The organism is Marinobacter fonticola, assembly GCF_008122265.1.
Lineage (GTDB): Bacteria > Pseudomonadota > Gammaproteobacteria > Pseudomonadales > Oleiphilaceae > Marinobacter_A > Marinobacter_A fonticola.
In genome coordinates this window covers 319,502-338,081 of the sequence record NZ_CP043042.1, presented here as the reverse complement: position 1 = coordinate 338,081, position 18,580 = coordinate 319,502, and the positions used below count along the sequence as shown (strand labels likewise).

Below are 18,580 nucleotides of genomic sequence, written 5' to 3'. Positions count from 1 at the left end.
TGCCACGGCCTTCGCTACGCCGCATAGGCCGGAAGCGACTCCAGAGCGCATTGTGACCCTCTTCCAAGGCGCCACGGACACTGCAATCGCTTTAGGCCTGGAACCGGTCGGCGTGGTGGAATCCTGGATCGAGCGTCCGATGTATCACTACCTCCGCCCAGAGCTGACGCAGGTACGCTACCTGGGCCTGGAAACCCAGCCGGATCTGGAGGCCATCGCCTGGCTCCATCCCGATGTGATCGTCGGCGCCCGTAACCGCCACACGGTGATCGCGCCTCTGCTCTCGCGTATCGCGCCCACGGTCATCGCCGAACAACTCTATGACTTCAAGGCGCTACTCCGGCTAATGGCCGAAGCCACCGGCCGCGAGGACCAGGGCGAGCAGCTCCTGCTCCGCTGGCAACGCCGGGTGACCGATTTCCAGACAAAGATGGCCCGGAGCCTGGACGAGCGCTGGCCGCCCACCGTTTCGGTGATCAGCTTTCGCAGCAATCACGCCCGCATCTATTACGGTGGCTTCGCCCGCACTGTCCTCGACGAGTTGGGCTTTCGCACCCCGGCCTCACAGCAGCAAGCCGGGTGGGGTATTAAATTGACCAGTCAGGAAAGCATTCCTGCGATGGATGCCGAGGCCATCTTCGTCTTCATGGTCGCCTCGGACCCCTCGGTCATGGAGACCTTCCGGAAATGGACCGTCCATCCCCTCTGGCAACAATTGGAAGCCGCAATGAACCAAGCCGTATTCCGGGTCGATCCGGTAATTTGGAACATGGGCGGTGGCTACCTGGCTGCCAACCGCATGCTCGACGAACTCTACGCCCATTATGGTCTGCCACCACTTGAGGCGGACCAGGACTGCCTTTCATGCTGACCACCCGCACCGGCAAGCTGGCCGGGCTTCTTCTGGCGCTTGCCGTCGTGATGACCGGCTTTGCCGGCAGTCTGACGTTGGGTCCGTACCCTACCCCGCCGGGCGTCGTCATCGATGCGCTGATGGCTTACGACCCCACATCGACCGGACACCTGATCGTCGGCACCGAGCGCCTGCCGCGCGCTATCCTGGCCATGCTGGTGGGTGCAAGCCTGGCCGTGTCAGGCGCCCTGATGCAGTCCTTGACCCGCAATCCGCTGGCCTCGCCCGGCATCCTCGGCATCAACGCCGGCGCCATGCTTTTCGTCGTCGTGGGCGCCGCCTTTCTCGGCACCACAACGCCGATGACATTGATTTGGGCCGCCTTTTTCGGAGCCGCTACAGCCGCGGCGCTGGTTTACCTACTGGGCCGCCAGCCCGGCGCTGGCATCTCCCCCTTACGCACGGTATTGGCCGGCGTGGCCGTAACCGCCCTATGCGTTTCCTTCGCCCAAGGGCTGCTGGTAATCAATCAGGAACGCTTTGGCAGTCTGCTGTTCTGGCTGGCCGGCTCGGTCTCTGCCCGCGAACTGGCAACCCTTGAGCCACTAATCCCCTTCTTCCTGATCGCTGGCGTGCTTTGCCTGCTACTCACCCGGCAGCTCAATATCCTGGGACTGGACGACGAAGTCGTGCGCGCCCTGGGTCAGCACACCGGGCGGGTTCGGCTCGCGGTCGGTATCGTCGTCATTATGCTGTCCGGTGCCTCCGTCGCCCTGACCGGCATGATCGGCTTTATTGGTTTGATCGTGCCTCATCTGGCGCGCGGCCTGTTTGGCCGTGATCACCGCTGGCTGCTGCCCGCTTGCGTCCTGTTGGGCGCCGCTCTGTTACTGGTGGCCGATACCGTAGCCCGTCTGGTGATTCCGCCCCAGGAAATTCCTGTCGGCGTCATGACGGCCCTGCTCGGCGCTCCGCTCTTTCTTTATCTGGCCAGCCGTAAACGAGGCACGCTATGAGCAAAACCATCGTGCTGCGATCTCCCGCCGAGCGCTGGGCGATCAAGCTGCCCATGAGGACTGTGCGCACTTTCGGAATACTGCTTGTCTTGTTGGCGGCCAGCGCCTTTATGTCCCTAAGCCTGGGCTCTCACCCGACCGATGCAGTCGACGTTTGGCGAGCACTGGCCGGGTCGGAAGACAGCGAGTTGTCGCTGATCGTCCGGGAGATCCGGCTACCCCGGATTCTGTTAGCGATCCTCGTCGGTGCTGCACTCGGGGTTGCCGGCTTATTGTTACAGGGACTGGTGCGTAACCCGCTGGCATCGCCGGATGTGATCGGCGTGACCAGCGGAGCCTCCGCCGCAGCGGTGCTTATGCTGGTGCTAGGGATCGCCACACGGGGCAGCCCCCTGCTACCGGCCGCCGCGATTGCAGGCGCCTTTGTCGTCGCTCTGCTCATTCTGCTGCTGGCCTGGGGCAGGCGCGTGTCGCCCGGCCAACTGATCCTCGTGGGTATCGGCATCGCCTCGGCCATGGGCGCGCTCATCACACTGATGCTGGTCATGAGCCCGGATACCACCGCAATGAATGCCTACCTGTGGTTGACCGGCAGTCTCTACGCAGCCCAGTGGGGGGATGTTCTGGGCCTGCTGCCGTGGCTGATCGTTTTCCTGCCCCTCGCCCTGAGCCGCGCACGGCACCTGGATATTATGGCGATGGGGGACGATATGGCCACCGGGCTGGGAAGCGCCCTGCAAAGCAATCGGCTGATCCTGCTGCTGTCCAGTGTCGTCCTGGCGGGTACGGCGGTGGCTTATGCAGGGGGACTGAGTTTTATCGGCCTCGTTGCACCGCATATTGCGCGCAACCTGGTGCGCTCGGGCAGCACTGCGCTGACGCTGGTGGCCGCGCTGGTCGGCGGGCTGATCCTGCTCTACGCGGATCTGGTGGGGCGTATCGGCTTTCTGCCGAGGGATTTGCCGGCAGGTGTGTTTGTGGCCGGCATTGGCGCGCCTTACTTTGTGTATCAGCTCTACCGGCTGAGACGTTAACGGCATCTACGGGCGCTGGTGCAGAGAATGCCTGCCCGAAGGACTCGGGCAGGCATTCCTAACGCTTTCGCCGATCAAGAAAGCGTTCGTCCATCAAAAGTCGACGGCGTAACCCAGGGTGACCGTGCGGCCCCGGCCCTTGAAGTAGTACTCGTCACTCACCCGCGCGGCTTGCGAATAGTAGGTAAAGTAATCTTCGTCGGTGAGATTCTCGATGCCCAAGCTGACGTTCCCCACCGGCAGACGATAGGCGACGGCGGCATCCAGCAGGGTGTAGCCGTCAAAGTCCAGCTCGGCATTGTCGGTATCGCGATCCAGGTAATGCGCCGCCTGCAGGCGGGTGGTCAGGCCCGCTGTCCAGGCCGCGTTCCATCCCAGACGGAACGTATCCGGTGCGATGTTGATACCGGTTAAGTCTGTGTCGACATTGCCATCGCCATCGGTATCCGATTCGCCTTCCGCGTGGGTATAGCTCAGGGTCAAGCGATGGGCGTCGGTGACATCCATGGCGCCGCTGACTTCCACACCCTGGATCTCGGTTTTTTCCCGGCTACCCACCCAGACACCGTTCACCTCGGTCAGCCGTTCGCCGTAATCCGAATCGGATTCGTAGTAGCTGACCTCCAGTTGATAGCGTTCCCAATTGAAACGGACACCCACTTCCCGGTTGTCGGTAACGATGGGCTGCAGCGTCAGGAGCGTATCGACGTCCTGTCCCGGATCACCAATGCCCCGCAGAACCCGGCCCACATCCGGCATACCGAAACCTTCCGAATAGTTGCCGTAGAGCTGCGCCCAACCGGTCAGGTCGTAGACCACGCCAAAGTTGAACAGGGTTTCGTCAAAGTCCGGGTTACCCCCTTCGACCGTAACGTTATCCTGGGTGACGTTGCTCCGGTCGATCGTCTGATAAGTATCCACCTCCAGCTCCGCGTATTCGTAGCGCGTGCCGCCTTGCAGGGTCAGAGCGTCGGTGATGGCCAGATCGCCCTGCAGGAACGCAGCGTAGTTACGGAAGGTCGATTCCGGCACATAGGTGCGACCGGTATGCACCAGAACCTGCTTGGTCTGATCCTGCAACAGATCGACGCCCGTGGTCATGGTGAGCCGGTCGTTGAACAGCCCGTCCCGGACCAGCGTGAACTTACCACCGATCTTATCGGATTCATTGCGGGTCTGGTCGTACAGGGTGTTGCCGTTGCCGTCGTCGTAGGGAAAAAACGGTGTGGTCGCGAACTGCGCCCGGAACGTCTGACTGTATAGCTTGGCATCCACCTGATTGCCCAACCAGTTGCCATGGGCGTATGAAAGACTTGCGGTGGTCACCTCGTTGTAGCCGGGATCGCCATCGGGATCGCCCCTCTCTGCCGTGGTAGGGATACCGGCATCCCGGTCGCCTGCAACGGGAACATAGTCGCCATTGCCCTCAAGATCGAATCGATTGACCATGAATTCGATGTTCTGGTCGCCGTCGATCCAGTAACCCAGCTTGGCCATCAGGTCGTAACTGGTCGAGTTCTGCAACTCGCCGGGATAGGCCACCCCGATGCGCTCGTCGTTGCCATCGTAAAAGACACCGCGTTCCTGGAAGGTTGCGCCGGCCAGGTAATCCCACTGCCCGCGCTGGCCGCTGGCTTCATAATGCGCCTTGTAGCCCTGGCCGTCCGATTGAAAATCGTCGTCCGAGATCAGTTTGATGTTTGCAGACTGATTCAATGTTTCGCCGGACGGCCGCTTGGTCACAAAGTTGATGATCCCGCCTGTCGCTCCAAGTCCGTGCTCAGCGCTGGCACCATGGATAACCTCGATGCGCTCGACCATGCTCAGATCGATGGTGTAGCTGTCACGGGCACTGTCCCTTATCGGATTGGACTGGGGCACCCCATCGATCAAGAACAGCGCCGACCGGCCACGGAAGGTTTCACCGGCATTCGACAGTTTCTGCCGGCCCGGTGAGTAAGAGGGAATCAGGTTGCTCAGGACCTGTCCCGGATCGTTCGTGATCGCCAGTTGCTGTTCGATTTGCTCCCGGGTAATGACGGTAACCTTCTGGGGCGTTTCGCCTTCCACACTTTTGTTGCGGGTCGCAGAAACGACTAAGGGAGCCAACTCAGTGGTCGCATCGCGGGCACCCCTGACATCGGAAAAGGCGGAAATGGGAAAAACAGCACCGAAAAACGCCGGCGCCAGCAAAAGCTGGAGTCGCTTGGGGACAGCAGTCATTTTTTATCGAATTCCTTGTATGGGGGTTCGCAAACCAACCAGCGGCCCAACAGTCTGGATCGCGGAAGAGGTGCAGATGTTAATTATTCTTATTAACAACTGCAAATAGCGATTATTCGTACGGCTATAGCACGCGCCGCAGATATGATCAGAGCTTTGGCCACTTCATCGGCGACAAAACCGGCGAACACGCCCCATAACCCGATCCCCCCAGTAGCATCCCGCTAACCCGGCTACCGGAACGCCGACACAGGCAAACCCGTTAAACGTGATGATTACCGGCGCGCGCGTATCGCCGGCCAGCATGCCCGACACCATCATGGTTACCGCCGTCGCTGCGCTGTAGAGCGCACTGATGCCTCCACCCAGATTATCCAAGTACGGGTTCGCGGCTCTATGTCGTAAAGCAGCGTAAACAGCGGCGTCAGGGTAATCCCCCCGTTTTTAGCGGGGTTCAAAAGTAGACCTCAGGCCGTCATGGCCAACTTCTGTTGAGGGGTTATCCCTCCGAGTCCCATATTCGGGCGCTCGTTATTGTAGTGCCAGAGCCAGCGCGTAGCGTAATCCTGAACGGCTTCGGTGCTATTAAACAGATACTGCGCCAGCCAGTCGTAACGCACGGTTCGATTGTAGCGTTCGATGTAGGCATTCTGCTGGGGTTTTCCCGGTTGGATAAACGCCAGCTTGATGTTCTGCTTCTCCGCCCATGCAACCAGTTTGCCGCTGATGTACTCGGGACCATTGTCACAGCGAATCGAGCGCGGTTTCCCGCGCCACTCGATGATCTGCTCAAGTGATCGGATAACACGCTCCGCCGGCAACGAGAAGTCGACCTCAATACCGAGCCCTTCGCGGTTGAAGTCATCGATGACGTTCAGCAACCGGTAACTGCGACCGTCGCTAAGCTGGTCATGCATGAAGTCCATGGACCAACTGTCGTTGATGACTTCCGGTACAGCTAACGGCTCCGGTTTCTCTCGGACCAGACGCTTCTTGGGCTTGATCCGCAGATTCAGCTCCAGCTCCCGATAAATTCGATAGACCCGTTTGTGATTCCAGGCAAAGCCTTTCACGTTGCGCAGATGCAGGAAGCACAGACCAAAGCCCCAGTTCCGCTGGTTGTGGGTCAACCGGACCAACCAGTCCGCAATCTCGGCATTCTCGCTGCTGAGCTTGGCCTGATAGCGGTAGCAGGTTTCGCTGATACTGAATATCGAACAAGCCAGGCGAATACTGACGCGCTTCTCATTAACGGCTTTCTGCGCCATCTCCCGACGACGAGACGGCTTCACCACTTTTTTTCGATGGCTTCCTTGAGGATGTCCGATTTGAGCCGTTCCTCGGCGTACATTTTCTTGAGCCGACGATTCTCGTCCTCCAACTCCTTCAATCGGGCCATCATGGACGCATCCATACCACCGAACTTAGCGCGCCATTTGTAGAAGCTGGCACTGCTCATGCCGTGCTCACGACAAAGCTCTGGAACCGGAACACCGTTCTCGGCCTGCTTCAAAATCGACAGGATTTGGCTGTCGGAAAAACGTGACTTCTTCATGCAGAATCTCCCTGCGGGTAGCTTACGGAAAATTCTACTTTTGAGCACCGCTAGTTTTCGGGGGGATTACCTCAGTACCGCATCAGTACCATCAGCAGGGCTATGTCTCGACGAGCAGAGTGATCAATAAATTTATTTTGGCACTGCATGCTATGCAGTCCGATTTGCCGATAGAAAATCGTTAACCCCCAAAAATATCGATGCTTAAAAATGAATGCCCCGAACGAAAACTAAATTAACCTCACATTGTGAGTTGGAATTTTTATCATGAAGATGTATTTTTTCGTAACTCTCAACCGTAGCTATTTGCTACAACAGCAGAGCAACTCGCTTTTTTTTACGCCATGAACAACCCAACCATGGATTTTGTTTTGACGACATAAGGAATTGGGTCGGTGGGCATTAGACAAAAATACCGGAACGTACGACGTTTCTTGGAAATGGACCGCAGACAAAGTCCGGAACGCGACCTAGGGATGTTGAAACAGGGCTTTTTTTCCAAGCGAAGGCAATTCTATCCATTTGATCAGTACGACAAATCCTTATTCCTGACGGATTGGGAAATTGAATTTGGGTTTCCGTTGATTAATTCGCCCAGCTCGCAGGAACCGTTAAAAAACAAAGTCTTTTTTAACTTAATGCTACGTCAAGCAGGACTTGATAATTACACGCCAGGCTTACTCGGTACGATCGACAATGGAAGGTTTTGTTCATTCTCAAGTTATCGGACGCCAGCCGAGCTATTTGATGATAACCGTAGTTTATTTCTGAAGCCTATTTCCGGCGCCGGTGGATTAGGTTGCTGCGTTATTGAACGACACGCTGACATTCCAAAAGAGGGGTCGTATCTCATTGAGCGCCAGGCGACCGCCCACGATTATGCACGGCAAATATTTCCAGATTCAATTAACACTATTCGCGTTTTTACCATTAAAGATTCAGCTGGAAAGACCCAGGTGGTCGGTGCGGCACATCGTTTTGGAGGCCGGTCAAATAGTCCTATCGATAACTTTAGTAAAGGTGGCATTTCGTGCGGCATCGATCTCGATAGTGGAAAACTAGGACGCGGGGTGTCAAATCCGGGGTTCTATCAGACTATCTTTCACGATCACCATCCAGTCTCAAACGCAATGCTTACGGGGGTCACAATACCCTACTGGGAGTCTGTTAAATCTCTGGCTTTGAAGCTTGCTGATCATTTTTACAGCTTAAATTATGCCGGCTGGGACATCTACGTATCGCCCACTGGAGCTATGGTGATTGAGGGGAATGCTCATATAGCGAACCCCAACTTAATTCAGGTCCATAAGCCCTTATTAATTTCTGAAGCTTTTCGAGAGCGGCTCCACCAATGGCGAGTATTGAGTGACTCTAGAATTCAGCAAATCGAGCGCGCTTTAAGCCTTGAAGCCAAGTAATAACAACCACAAATATGACGCTTTAAGATACACTATTAAGCCCGCCCCCCACCCAGCATATAAAGTCACCCTGGAACTGTGTAATTTTTTCCGATTCAGTGGAAAATATTACCGACCGCCATGATGCCCGCCTCAGGACTGACTCCGTAAGCCCTTGAATAGAAACTCTATTCGACGTTCTCTTGGAATGGCACGGTTGCTGCAACTGCCCCATCCAAAGATAACGTCGATTTGTCACTCATTCGGGTGACGCAAGGGAGAATAATCAATGGAACCACAAAACCCCAATTTTGGGTCTTCTGACGGCCAGTCATCTTCTTGGCAGACCGGTACCAAACATGACACCAGCGACTCGGCGCAAGAAGCCAAGGACGCTGCGCGGGACCGCGCTACCTTAGAGGCCGAACACGGAAAACAGACCGCGTCACGCGCGGTAAGTGACGGTGCGGCAGCGCTGAATAAGGCGGCAGAATCCCTGAACGAACAGGGGCAGCAGACTTTGGCACAGACGACATCATCGATAGCGTCTGGCTTGTCTGACTTTGCTCATCGGCTTGAGGGCCGCAACACTGAAGAGCTGCTTCAGGAGATTACCGGACTCGCCCGTCGCAACCCCGGACTTTTTGTGCTTGGAAGCATCGGTGCCGGGCTGCTGTTGAGCCGGTTTTTTAAGGCCTCCGCCTCCACATCACGTGGGCCACGATAATCTATAGATAGCTGCGCCTTGCCACCCCTCAGGGTGGCTATTCTTGTCAAAAACGAGGATGTCATTATGGCTGATACAGCCCAGAACGAATTCACCGGGCCGAAGACGGCCTATACCGCTCCGGAAGATCAATCGAAGCAGGACGAGCGGACGAAGTTTTATGGTCTGATTAAACACTTAGCCGACGACGTAGCGCTCTTGCTCCGGAAAGAACTGGCACTTGCCGCTTCGGAAGTCAGCACCTCGGTCAACGACACCAAGAAAGGCATGGCTGGCTTGGTGAGCGGTTCGGTGGTGCTCAATTCCGGTTTTATTTTCCTGCTTGCCGCTGCGACCCTCGGCTTGGCCGAGGTCATGCAAGCCTGGCTGGCGGCCCTCATTGTCGGTGCAGTTGCCACCGTCATCGGGTTGATTATGGTGCAGGCCGGCAAGAAAAAATTCCAGGCGTCGAGCTTCCGGCCTGACCACACTTTGGAAGAGATGCACAAGGACCGAGCGACGGTTAGAGGAGTCAGCTCATGAGCACAGCCAGAGAACACTTTCAGGAAGATCTGCATAAGCGACCTGAACAGCTGCAGCAGGAAGCGGATGACGTACGGGCCGATTTTGAGCACACCGTTGACGAACTGATGAACCGCTTTTCACCGGGAGAAATGGTGAATCAGGCGGTATCCAAATTCCGCAACTCGGGTGACAGTGCGTTCGTGCACAATCTTTCCAACCAGATCCAGAACAATCCGATACCGCTAATTCTGGCCGGGATCAGCCTGACCTGGCTGATGGCTTCATCCAAGCAGCCGCCCGCCCGTGCGTCCCATACGTCAACATCATCCCCGTCGTCAGGCACGTCGGTCTCCCAAAAAGCCGGGGCAACGAAAGACAAGCTGACAGCTGCCACCGATCGTGCCCAATCCTCCATCCAAGGGGCAAAAGAGGGCGCGCGGGACCGCGGACACCAGATTGCAGATGGCGCCAGCGAACTGAGGGATCGTGCGAGCGACGCCAGCCGCCGGACCGTAGAGAGCGCACGCTCGGGTTTCCGTTCGGCACGGGATAACTACAACCACCTGCTCCAGGAGCAGCCCCTGGTTGTCGGTGCTCTCGCGATAGCGGCAGGCGCTGCACTGGGCGCCTTGCTCCCCCGCACCCCCGTAGAAGACCGCGTAATGGGTGAAACCAGCGATGAGCAAACCCAAGGCCTGAAACAGAAGGCTGAAGGCTTCAAGGAGCAGGCAGAAGGCAAGATGAAGGAAAATCTGCAGCCACAACACGCCGACACCGATTCGACTGCGCGGCGCGAAGCCACCGCTGGACATAGCGATACGGTGATGCCGCCCACCGGCTCTCCCAGTCAGAGCCGCTCTGTGCCTCCAAATACCCCGTCTCCAAATGCCCCGCCAGCGGGGGCAAGTGGCCCTCCCGGATTTGCCAGCAAAGACACTTCCGGTCCGAAACATGGCAATCCTTTAGGAGAATCGACGGCGTCCTCGAACCATCCTGACGCCAACCCGCCGAATAGCCGCCGGTAACGCCTGGGTAGATACTCGAAAATAAACGAACACCTGTCAGCCGAGCTGACGGGTGTTTTACTGTGTCCGCTCAATCAGGGACAGTGGTGATTCGGGAATCGTCTTTATAGAATGGAGTCAGATATGACCGTGGCCAAATCCTACACTGCCGATGCGCCAATCCGCGAAACAATAGATCAAACATCCGGTCCGCTGGTGGTGGAGTTCGGTACCGGGTGGTGTGGCCATTGCCAGGCAGCTCAGCCTTTGATTGCCGAAGCCTTTAAGGAGCATCAGTCGGAACACCCATCCGTTCGCCATCTCAAAATCGAAGACGGCAAGGGTCGGCGCCTAGGCCGGACGTTCGGCGTCAAACTCTGGCCCACACTTATATTCATGCATGACGGCAAAGAAATGATGCGATTGGTACGCCCGGGAACGAGTGAAGAGATTACCCGGGCTCTTTTGCAGATTAAGTCGCCCTAGTGTGCCGTGCGGTTAATTCGCTGTCCTACTGAGGTCCTGAGAATCTGGAAAGCAAGGCGCGGCGGCGAAGGGGTGGCGGCCCACATCGAGTCGCTGCAACGCCGCTAGCCAGACTCTCAGGGCCTCCCTGCGGGCGAGCTTCTGAAGGCTTTTGATCGGCGTTGCTGCTCTTCGACATGGAACCACCATGCCTTCAGACCAGCGCCTTGCCCAAAGCCTTCAGAAGCTCGCAGTAGGTCAGCGAATTAACCGCACGGCACACTAGAGCCCGCACACAACTCAAAGCGGCGGGCGTACAACCTCCCATTAGCGTTATTCAGACGTTCGTCAGGCCCCCAGTCCAGCCAACGCCGATGTCATCATCAATAAAACGATCATCAACAGGCACATGATAAATAGAAGCCCTTTGTGCTCTCCAACGTAGACAAAGTAGTCGGGCTGTGGCGTGTCATCCCGCAAACAGTAAGCAACCCACCAGACGATCAGGTTCAGAATGAACATAATGATGAGGAAGGCGACACCGACGAACGACTTTAAATAGTCGAAGAATTCGTTCATTCCAGACTGCAACGCGGCAACGCATAGTAGTCCCAAGACTGCGCCAAAGCCGAGAGCGCCAACTTGGGACGCGAAACTCATGATGGCCCTTGACGATTTCATGAAGTACGCCGAGAGCGGCGTCACCTTTATAATGTGTGCGAGGATGCCGAAGAGGGCGAAGAATAAGCCAATCACCACGACAATGTTCCAGAACAGCGGCGCCATCATCTGTTTGGCGGCTTCCAAATAGTACTGGTTAGAGAGAAGTAGACTGCAGCCGTAACCGATGAGAAGCCCCAAAAAACCGCGAAATACCCAGGTCTTCACGTATTCATGCCAATAGACCCCCATCAGACCTCTCAGCTTTCCATCGGGCAGAGCCGCTATGATCCCGTAGGAGCTGATTGGGCCTAGAACGTAACGTGCGAGCGATTTCATCCTTTCCATGGCGGATTCCTTATTAGAGCTTACGAAGAAGCGAGTACATCTCTCATTCATTAACTGTGTACCCCTCTTTTGAAGCCGCCGCAACGTTTCCAAAGCGGCTTGGCCGGGTGTGTACACATCAGAAGCGTTTTCTCAGTTTTTCTCAGTGTTTCTCAGTGGTTTTCAGTTCGATCAGGTGCTGCCCTCTGGCATCCAGTGAGTGTATACATTTCGCCAACCGAAACTATTTCGCTATGCGGAATAATATTCCCTCAGTGTAACGATAACGAAACCACATACCGTATTAAAAAATACATAACCGCGCATTGAATAGAACGAGCACTCGATCTATAACTGATAGGGTCGGTTTGGCCGTTCAGTTTCAAAAGCGGCCAGGATCGATTCACTGCGCTCTGGCCGAGGAAAAAACGTCATCCGGCCCGATAGTCGCTCTGCCTTAGAACTCCGAAAGTCGTAACAACTATAAAAAGGCCGCAATCCTGTGGGCCATGAAGATTGAGGAGAACAATAATGCCAAGTCGTAACAAGCCCGGCATCGTCGCCGGCGCACTGCTCGCTCTATCCTTCTCACTGACAGCCAGCGCCCAGCAATCGGAAGATCCTGTCCGAATCGCCTATATCGAACCACTTTCAGGCGCCTTCGCCAACGTTGGCGATGCGGGTCTAAAGCACTTCCGCTTCGCCGCCGATATGATCAACCAGGACGGTGGCGTCATGGGTCGCAAGTTCGAAATCGTGCCCATGGACAACAAGCAAAGCGCGTCCGAGTCGACCCAGCTTCTGCAGCGGGCCATCGACGAAGGCATTCCTTTCGTGACCCAGGGCAACGGCTCTAACGTGGCCGGAGCGCTTATCCAAGCCGTAGACCGCAATAACCGCCGCAACAAAGACAACCGGGTTCTCTTTCTCAACTACGCGGCCGTCGACCCGGCCCTGACCAACGACCAGTGCAGCTTCTATCACTTCCGCTTCGACGCCAGCAGCGATATCAAGCTGGAAGCCCTGACCAACTACATGGCCGACCAGAAAGACATCAAGAAGGTTTTTCTGATCAACCAGGATTATTCCCATGGCCATGTCATCTCGGAACTGGCCAAGAAAATGCTCAAGGAGAAGCGGTCCGATATCGAGATTGTCGGCGATGTGCTGCATCCGATTGGCCAGGTGCGTGACTTTTCTCCCTATGTCGCCCGCATCAAGCAATCCGGCGCCGACTCCGTTATCAGCGGCAACTGGGGCAACGACCTGTCCTTGCTGGTTCGCGCCGCTGACAATGCCGGGCTCGACGTCGACTTCTACACCTACTACGGCGGCGGCCTGGGTACGCCGGCCGCGGTAGGCGAGCGCGGTGAGGATTCACTGCATCAGATCACCGTCTGGCATGCCGACGTCAACGTGGACGACAACCTGTCCGACTACGAGACGTGGTTCACCGACTTCAAAGAGCGTCACCCTGAGATCGACTGGTACTACCACCAGATCTATAACCAGATGTACATGCTTAAGGCTGCCATCGAAGAGGCCGGCTCTACCGACGCGGTGCCTGTTGCCAAGGCTTTGGAAGGTATGACGTTCGAGTCCCCGACAGGCACCATCACCCTGCGGGAAAAAGACCATCAGATGATCCAGCCCATGTACGTCTCTGTCATGGACTCGGACGCCAAGTATGACGCCGATAATTCCGGTCTCGGCTTCCGCACGCTGGCCAAGATCCCCGCCGAGCAGGCCACCGTCCCGACGACCTGCGACATGCAGCGTCCCTGATCTGTAGACGTATGTCCGGTGGCGTCGGTGCGCCACCGGCCTCCCAGATGATTCAAGGCCGGGGATTCAGATGCTGGAAACCATTGCATTCTCTCTGTTAAACGGCCTCCTGTACGGCATGTTGCTGTTCATGCTGTCCAGTGGCCTCACGCTTATCTTTGGCATGATGGGTGTCCTCAACTTTGCCCATGCCAGTTTCTATATGCTCGGGGCGTATTTTGCCTATACTGTTGGGCTGGTGACCGGGTTCTGGGCAGCGCTATTTCTCGCACCCATCCTGGTGGGCATGATCGGCGCAGCCGTCGAGCGGTTCGGGCTACGCCACGTTCACCAACACGGGCATGTGCCTGAGTTACTCTTTACCTTCGGTCTGGCCTATGTGATCGACGAACTGGTCAGCCTGTTCTGGGGCACGGTGCCGGTGCCTTACCGGATGCCTGAATCCCTCGATTTCACCCTGTTTACGATGTTCGGCATCGACTACCCCGCCTTCAAGGTCTTTATCCTTGCAGTGTCCGTCGTGATGTTCGTGGCGCTATATATCCTGCTCAAGAAAACCCGTGCGGGATTGATCATCCAGGGCTCCCTGTCTCGCCCCGACATGGTGTCGGCTCTCGGCCACAATGTGCCTCAGGTGTTCATGTGGGTGTTCGCCATTGGCTGTGCCCTGGCCGGGCTGGGTGGCGTCGTGGGCGGCATTCATCTGGTCACCGAGCCGGGCATGGCGTTCCTGATGGGACCGATCGTCTTCGTGGTCGTGGTACTGGGCGGGCTGGGATCGGTGCCCGGCGCTCTGATCGCATCTATCGTCATTGGCGTACTTCAGACCCTCGCACTCTCCGTCGACTTCTCCCTCGCAGGTCTTTTCAGCGGCATCGAAGTCTCACGGGAAAGTTTCTTCTCGACCCTCTGGTACATGGATTCCTTGCGGCTGGCCCCAGTCCTACCGTTCCTGCTGCTGGTACTGACGCTGATTTTCCGTCCACGCGGATTGATGGGGAAACGTGAAGCATGAGTGCACTACAACAACGCGATAAAAGCACGAAACCCACGGCGACAGAGGGCACCCGGCCACGTCTCCGGCTCGGTAGGTTCTGGCCCTGGGCCGTGGTCGTCCTGACAGCCCTGGTGTTACCTCAGGTTTTCACGTCGGGCCATTCCATCGACATGCTGAGCCAGATGGGCATCCTGGTCGTCTTCGCCCTCTCCTACAACATGCTGCTGGGCAATACCGGTCTGCTGTCTTTTGGCCACGCCGTGTATTTTGGCCTCGGCGGCTTCTGCACCATGCACGTTCTACGGATGATCAACGACGCCGGTACGGGCCTGCCCCTGGAATTGCTGCCGCTCGTGGGCGCCTTTTCGGGGCTCGGGTTCGGCATCGTCTTCGGCGCAGTCTCGACCCGGCGGGCGGGCGTGGTGTTTGCCATGATTACCCTGGGCATTGGCGCTCTGGTTCACTCCAGCGCCCTGATGTTCACCGACTTTTTCGGCGGCGAAGGCGGCCTTTTCGGTAACCGGGTAGAAGCACCTTCACTGTTTGGCGTCGACTATGGCCCAAGCGAGAACATCTACTACCTGATTGTGGGCTGGGCGCTCATCTCGGCCATTGCCATGTTCGCGCTACGCAGGACGCCTCTGGGCTGGATGGCCAACGCCGTGCGGGACAACCCCGAGCGGGCGCAGTTCGTTGGCTACAACCCCCAGATGGTGCGGTTCATCCAGTTCTCGCTTTCAGCGTTCTTTGCCGGATTGGCGGGTGGGTTGTTCATTCTGGCGGACGAGATCATTACCGACGAAACGGTAGGCCAGATCGTCTCGGGCCAGGTGCTGCTAGCCACTTACCTGGGTGGCATCGGCTACTTCTTCGGGCCGGTGTTCGGCGCCGTTCTGGTCACGTTCCTGGAAACCTCACTGTCCTCGTATACGGAGGCATGGGTCCTTTATTTCGGTTTGATGTTTATCGCCGTGGTGATGTTTGCGCCCCAGGGTCTGTTCGGGCTCCTTCATCAGCAAGTCGTTGCCATCCGGGCCGGCCAGTGGAAAGGCACCACCCTGCTCCGCCTGTACCTGTTAGCCACGGCGCTTATCGCCGTTTTCGGGCTGGTCTGCACGGTCGAGCTCGCCTATCACTATTTCGGCAGTTGGGACCCCAGCGCCCCACTGAACCTGATGGGTGTATCCGTGACCGCCACCAACGCCCTGCCGTGGATTGTCTCGTTGGGGATCCTGGCTGCTGGGCTAGCCCTGATGACCGCCCATGCCCGGCCCCGGCTCCACCGGAAAACGAGCGCAAAGTCTTCTGGAGGTGAGCAATGACAAGCCGTACTGCCTTGAATCTGGAAAACGTTCATAAGAACTTTGGCCGCGCCGAGATCATCCGCGGCGTCAACCTGGACATCCAGGAGAACGAGCGACATGTGGTGATAGGCCCCAACGGCGCCGGCAAATCCACGCTGTTCAACCTCATCAGCGGCCGGCTGCAGGTATCGGGGGGCTCCATCAAGCTCTTTGGCGAAACGATCAGCAACCTGCCGCCGCATCAGGTTAACCGCAAAGGCCTGAGCCGGAGCTTTCAGGTGACCAACCTGTTCCAGAACATGACAGTTATGCAGAATCTGCGCTGCTCCCTGCTATGGGCCGCCGGGCACAAGTATGCTTTCTGGAAGAACGTGCTATCCCAAAAAGCCGTCACCGATCGGGCCGAGGAATTGATGCTGCGGCTCAACTTGCAGCACCGCGCCGATGTCCCGGCTTCGCTGCTGACCTATGCCGAACAGCGTGCCCTGGAAATAGGCGCCACTATTGCGTCGGGCGCGAAAGTCATCCTGCTGGATGAGCCTACCGCCGGCATGAGCCGCCACGAAGCCGACGCTGTGGTGAATCTCATCCGCAAAATCACCACCGACTGCACCCTGGTGCTGGTCGAGCATGACCTGGGTGTCGTTTTCGAACTGGCGGATCGTATCTCCGTATTGGTCTATGGCGAGATCATCGCGACGGATACCCCCGAAGCCATCCGCGCCAACGCAGCGGTCCAGGAAGCCTATCTCGGCACGGAGGTTCATTGATGCTGCAGATACGAGACTTGCACGCTTATTACGGCAAGAGCCACGTGCTCCGGGGTGTGAACATGGAGGTCAAGGCTGGCGAGATTGTCAGCCTGCTCGGCCGCAACGGTGTAGGACGCTCGACCTTGTGCAAATCCGTCATGGGGCTAGTCCCGCCCAAGGGCGATATCAAGATGGAAGGCAAACAGCTCGCGGGTTTATCTCCCCACCAGGTCGCGCATGCCGGAGTAGGCTACGTGCCCGAGGACCGGGCGATCTTCCCTGGCCTGACAGTGGCCCAGAATCTCGAACTGGGCATGAAGCGCCGGGGCCAGACGGGTACCCAGTGGACGCTGGATGCCGTCTACAAACGCTTCCCCAGGCTCAGGGAACGGGAACATACCCCCGCCGAAGTCCTTTCCGGCGGCGAACAGCAGATGCTGACCATGTTCCGCACCCTGATGGGCGATCCCCGCTGCATCATGGTCGACGAGCCCACCGAGGGCCTGGCGCCCAAAGTCGTCGCCGACGTCGCGGCCATCCTCGAGGAGATCGCTGCAGCGGGCATTGCCGTCCTGCTGGTGGAACAAAAGCTCAGCATCGCCCTGCAGATTTCCCACCGGGTTTACGTCATGGGCGAAGGTAAAATTGTGTTCGACGGGACGCCGGAGTCGCTGCAAAACAGCCCCGAGATCCGCAAGGAGTGGCTGGAGGTCTAACGTTGTAGATTAGTGCATCAGGGTACCTACCATGACGGTAGGTACTGGCTCTTACCACCCTTAACACGTTCTGTTCATCATCACTTTTCGCGAGCAAACCCCATAGCAGATACAGTCACCAGAATGATAGCCATCCCAATAAGCTGAAGGGCGTCCAGGCTTTCGCCCAGAAGCGACACACCAAAAAGAGAAGCGGTAACCGGCTCAAGCATAGCGACGATCGATGCAACCGCGGGTGAAGTCTGCTTAAGGCCAACGATGTAGACGAAAAAGGAAAATCCAGCTCCAACCAAGCCAAGGGTGGCAAACAGGGGTAGATCCTGCGACCCGGGCACGCTAATTATTTGCGCAAGGTCGCTCGGCCACAGGAGAAGCAGAACCAGTACCGCAAACGCGAGTACCAGAATAGATTGCGGACTACCCTGCGGGCTCGCATATTTGAAGCCAAAAATAAAAACGGCGTAGGAGAGACCGGCTAACAGCCCCGTTACGAGGCTTATCGGCGACACCTTGCCCGCATCGACCTCGTAGAGCCCGGTCAGCAAGACGATACCCAGCATGACCATGCACACGGCAGCCCATTTAAAGAGGCTGGGCTGTTCAAGCTTCAGGGCAAACGATACAAGATAGACAAAGACCGGGGCGCAGTACATAAGCGTTGCCGCGACCGCAAGACTGCCGTGAGAAATACTAAGGAAGTAGAAAGTAAAATTGCCTGCCACGCCGAGACCGGCGACAACCGACCAGAACCATAAGCGACGATTCCCCAAACCGCTTCCGCGAGGCCGCAAACCAAGCCAACATAGCACGATCAACAGGCCAACCGCGCCCCGGTAGAAGGACACGACAAAAGGATCCCAGTCCCGCCCCATCAGAATGCCGCCGATGCCCCCCGAGATTCCCCAGCAAAAAGCGGCCAAGGCCACCAGCGCTCCGCTCCATCGAGCCACCTTATCTTCCTTAGTCGTCACACCGACGCTCGTCACTGCATGAAAAATCTACGCAGAGTGCCCTCTCGCCAAGGAACACTTTCCCGGACAGTGCCACGCAACGGGCAGGCATACAAACAGCATAAGCTAGGAACCGGGAAAAGTTATTTGCTCAGTACGAAAGCCCAAACCATACGGTAGGCCTCATGATCCAACTGCTCACCATTAAATCGTTCTGGCCCTGATTATCACACCCGATTGTCAAACCTAATCATAAGCACACGGATTTTTTGCGCGTGTACTGCGGGATGAAGCGCCGATTGTTACGCTAG

18 protein-coding genes are annotated in these 18,580 nt (G+C 57.1%); 13 read left to right on the top strand and 5 right to left on the bottom strand.

The features are described from left to right. Window positions 1–52 precede the first annotated feature (52 nt). The 3 genes from FXO11_RS01560 to FXO11_RS01550 are packed head-to-tail and all read left to right on the top strand — an operon-like array spanning window position 53 to window position 2,903. Window positions 53–871: an ABC transporter substrate-binding protein gene (locus tag FXO11_RS01560; protein ID WP_264766191.1), complete on the top strand. Its 819-nt coding sequence runs from the start codon at window positions 53–55 to the stop codon at window positions 869–871. Then, on the top strand, window positions 865–1,869 hold the full coding sequence (locus tag FXO11_RS01555; protein ID WP_148861252.1) for a FecCD family ABC transporter permease: 1,005 nt from the start codon (window positions 865–867) through the stop codon (window positions 1,867–1,869). The genes FXO11_RS01560 and FXO11_RS01555 overlap by 7 nt, the downstream gene beginning before the upstream one ends. After that, window positions 1,866–2,903, top strand: coding sequence for a FecCD family ABC transporter permease (locus FXO11_RS01550; RefSeq protein ID WP_148861251.1), 1,038 nt, complete (start codon window positions 1,866–1,868; stop codon window positions 2,901–2,903). The genes FXO11_RS01555 and FXO11_RS01550 overlap by 4 nt, the downstream gene beginning before the upstream one ends. Window positions 2,904–2,996: 93 nt before the next feature. Here FXO11_RS01550 and FXO11_RS01545 read toward each other — a convergent pair whose 3' ends face one another. The 3 genes from FXO11_RS01545 to FXO11_RS01535 all read right to left on the bottom strand — a co-directional run bounded on the left by FXO11_RS01545 (window position 2,997) and on the right by FXO11_RS01535 (window position 6,681). Continuing rightward, on the bottom strand, window positions 2,997–5,126 hold the full coding sequence (locus FXO11_RS01545) for a TonB-dependent receptor (protein ID WP_148861250.1): 2,130 nt from the start codon (window positions 5,124–5,126) through the stop codon (window positions 2,997–2,999). Window positions 5,127–5,291: 165 nt separating this feature from the next. Continuing rightward, window positions 5,292–5,504, bottom strand: a complete 213-nt coding sequence (locus FXO11_RS01540) for a hypothetical protein (RefSeq protein WP_148861249.1) — start codon at window positions 5,502–5,504, stop codon at window positions 5,292–5,294. Window positions 5,505–5,593: 89 nt separating this feature from the next. Beyond that, window positions 5,594–6,681 (bottom strand): IS3 family transposase gene (locus tag FXO11_RS01535; protein WP_148861248.1). Its coding sequence is split into 2 segments (ribosomal slippage): window positions 5,594–6,420 and window positions 6,420–6,681, totalling 1,089 coding nucleotides; the frame shifts between segments, so codons are not numbered across the junction. A gap of 395 nt (window positions 6,682–7,076) precedes the next feature. On the opposite strand from FXO11_RS01535, the gene FXO11_RS01530 reads away from it, so the two are divergent. The 5 genes from FXO11_RS01530 (at window position 7,077) to FXO11_RS01510 (ending at window position 10,799) form a co-directional block, all read left to right on the top strand. Next, window positions 7,077–8,099: a sugar-transfer associated ATP-grasp domain-containing protein gene (locus tag FXO11_RS01530; RefSeq protein ID WP_148861247.1), complete on the top strand. Its 1,023-nt coding sequence runs from the start codon at window positions 7,077–7,079 to the stop codon at window positions 8,097–8,099. A gap of 268 nt (window positions 8,100–8,367) precedes the next feature. Then, window positions 8,368–8,805, top strand: a complete 438-nt coding sequence (locus FXO11_RS01525) for a hypothetical protein (protein ID WP_148861246.1) — start codon at window positions 8,368–8,370, stop codon at window positions 8,803–8,805. A 66-nt stretch (window positions 8,806–8,871) separates the two neighbouring features. Continuing rightward, a complete protein-coding gene (locus tag FXO11_RS01520; RefSeq protein WP_148861245.1) occupies window positions 8,872–9,327 on the top strand; it encodes a phage holin family protein in 456 nt (151 codons plus the stop codon). Then, entirely contained in the window at window positions 9,324–10,334 is a 1,011-nt protein-coding gene (locus tag FXO11_RS01515; protein WP_148861244.1) for a DUF3618 domain-containing protein, read from the top strand. Before FXO11_RS01520 ends, FXO11_RS01515 begins: the two co-directional genes overlap by 4 nt. A gap of 129 nt (window positions 10,335–10,463) precedes the next feature. Next, a complete protein-coding gene (locus tag FXO11_RS01510) occupies window positions 10,464–10,799 on the top strand; it encodes a thioredoxin family protein (protein ID WP_227546117.1) in 336 nt (111 codons plus the stop codon). A gap of 327 nt (window positions 10,800–11,126) precedes the next feature. On the opposite strand, the gene FXO11_RS01505 is transcribed toward FXO11_RS01510, so the two are convergent. Continuing rightward, a complete protein-coding gene (locus tag FXO11_RS01505; protein ID WP_148861242.1) occupies window positions 11,127–11,786 on the bottom strand; it encodes a hypothetical protein in 660 nt (219 codons plus the stop codon). A 510-nt stretch (window positions 11,787–12,296) separates the two neighbouring features. On the opposite strand from FXO11_RS01505, the gene FXO11_RS01500 reads away from it, so the two are divergent. The 5 genes from FXO11_RS01500 to FXO11_RS01480 all read left to right on the top strand — a co-directional run bounded on the left by FXO11_RS01500 (window position 12,297) and on the right by FXO11_RS01480 (window position 17,319). Beyond that, window positions 12,297–13,550: a branched-chain amino acid ABC transporter substrate-binding protein gene (locus FXO11_RS01500; protein ID WP_202980268.1), complete on the top strand. Its 1,254-nt coding sequence runs from the start codon at window positions 12,297–12,299 to the stop codon at window positions 13,548–13,550. Window positions 13,551–13,620: 70 nt separating this feature from the next. After that, window positions 13,621–14,565, top strand: a complete 945-nt coding sequence (locus FXO11_RS01495) for a branched-chain amino acid ABC transporter permease (protein WP_202980267.1) — start codon at window positions 13,621–13,623, stop codon at window positions 14,563–14,565. Next, the gene (locus tag FXO11_RS01490) at window positions 14,562–15,869 is read left to right on the top strand and encodes a branched-chain amino acid ABC transporter permease (RefSeq protein WP_148861241.1); all 1,308 of its coding nucleotides are present in this window, start codon (window positions 14,562–14,564) and stop codon (window positions 15,867–15,869) included. Before FXO11_RS01495 ends, FXO11_RS01490 begins: the two co-directional genes overlap by 4 nt. Continuing rightward, window positions 15,866–16,621, top strand: a complete 756-nt coding sequence (locus FXO11_RS01485) for an ABC transporter ATP-binding protein (RefSeq protein WP_148861240.1) — start codon at window positions 15,866–15,868, stop codon at window positions 16,619–16,621. The genes FXO11_RS01490 and FXO11_RS01485 overlap by 4 nt, the downstream gene beginning before the upstream one ends. Next, on the top strand, window positions 16,621–17,319 hold the full coding sequence (locus FXO11_RS01480; RefSeq protein WP_148861239.1) for an ABC transporter ATP-binding protein: 699 nt from the start codon (window positions 16,621–16,623) through the stop codon (window positions 17,317–17,319). Before FXO11_RS01485 ends, FXO11_RS01480 begins: the two co-directional genes overlap by 1 nt. Window positions 17,320–17,399: 80 nt before the next feature. Here FXO11_RS01480 and FXO11_RS01475 read toward each other — a convergent pair whose 3' ends face one another. After that, window positions 17,400–18,245, bottom strand: coding sequence for a DMT family transporter (locus tag FXO11_RS01475; RefSeq protein ID WP_227546008.1), 846 nt, complete (start codon window positions 18,243–18,245; stop codon window positions 17,400–17,402). Between the last annotated feature and the right edge of the window lie 335 nt (window positions 18,246–18,580).

Coding starts and splice junctions, on each gene's coding strand:
- FXO11_RS01480 (WP_148861239.1), top strand. CDS start 16,621: ATGCTGCAGATACGAGACTTGCACGCTTATTACGGCAAGAGCCACGTG.
- FXO11_RS01525 (WP_148861246.1), top strand. CDS start 8,368: ATGGAACCACAAAACCCCAATTTTGGGTCTTCTGACGGCCAGTCATCT.
- FXO11_RS01495 (WP_202980267.1), top strand. CDS start 13,621: ATGCTGGAAACCATTGCATTCTCTCTGTTAAACGGCCTCCTGTACGGC.
- FXO11_RS01500 (WP_202980268.1), top strand. CDS start 12,297: ATGCCAAGTCGTAACAAGCCCGGCATCGTCGCCGGCGCACTGCTCGCT.
- FXO11_RS01490 (WP_148861241.1), top strand. CDS start 14,562: ATGAGTGCACTACAACAACGCGATAAAAGCACGAAACCCACGGCGACA.
- FXO11_RS01555 (WP_148861252.1), top strand. CDS start 865: ATGCTGACCACCCGCACCGGCAAGCTGGCCGGGCTTCTTCTGGCGCTT.
- FXO11_RS01520 (WP_148861245.1), top strand. CDS start 8,872: ATGGCTGATACAGCCCAGAACGAATTCACCGGGCCGAAGACGGCCTAT.
- FXO11_RS01515 (WP_148861244.1), top strand. CDS start 9,324: ATGAGCACAGCCAGAGAACACTTTCAGGAAGATCTGCATAAGCGACCT.
- FXO11_RS01505 (WP_148861242.1), bottom strand. CDS start 11,786: ATGGAAAGGATGAAATCGCTCGCACGTTACGTTCTAGGCCCAATCAGC.
- FXO11_RS01545 (WP_148861250.1), bottom strand. CDS start 5,126: ATGACTGCTGTCCCCAAGCGACTCCAGCTTTTGCTGGCGCCGGCGTTT.
- FXO11_RS01485 (WP_148861240.1), top strand. CDS start 15,866: ATGACAAGCCGTACTGCCTTGAATCTGGAAAACGTTCATAAGAACTTT.
- FXO11_RS01550 (WP_148861251.1), top strand. CDS start 1,866: ATGAGCAAAACCATCGTGCTGCGATCTCCCGCCGAGCGCTGGGCGATC.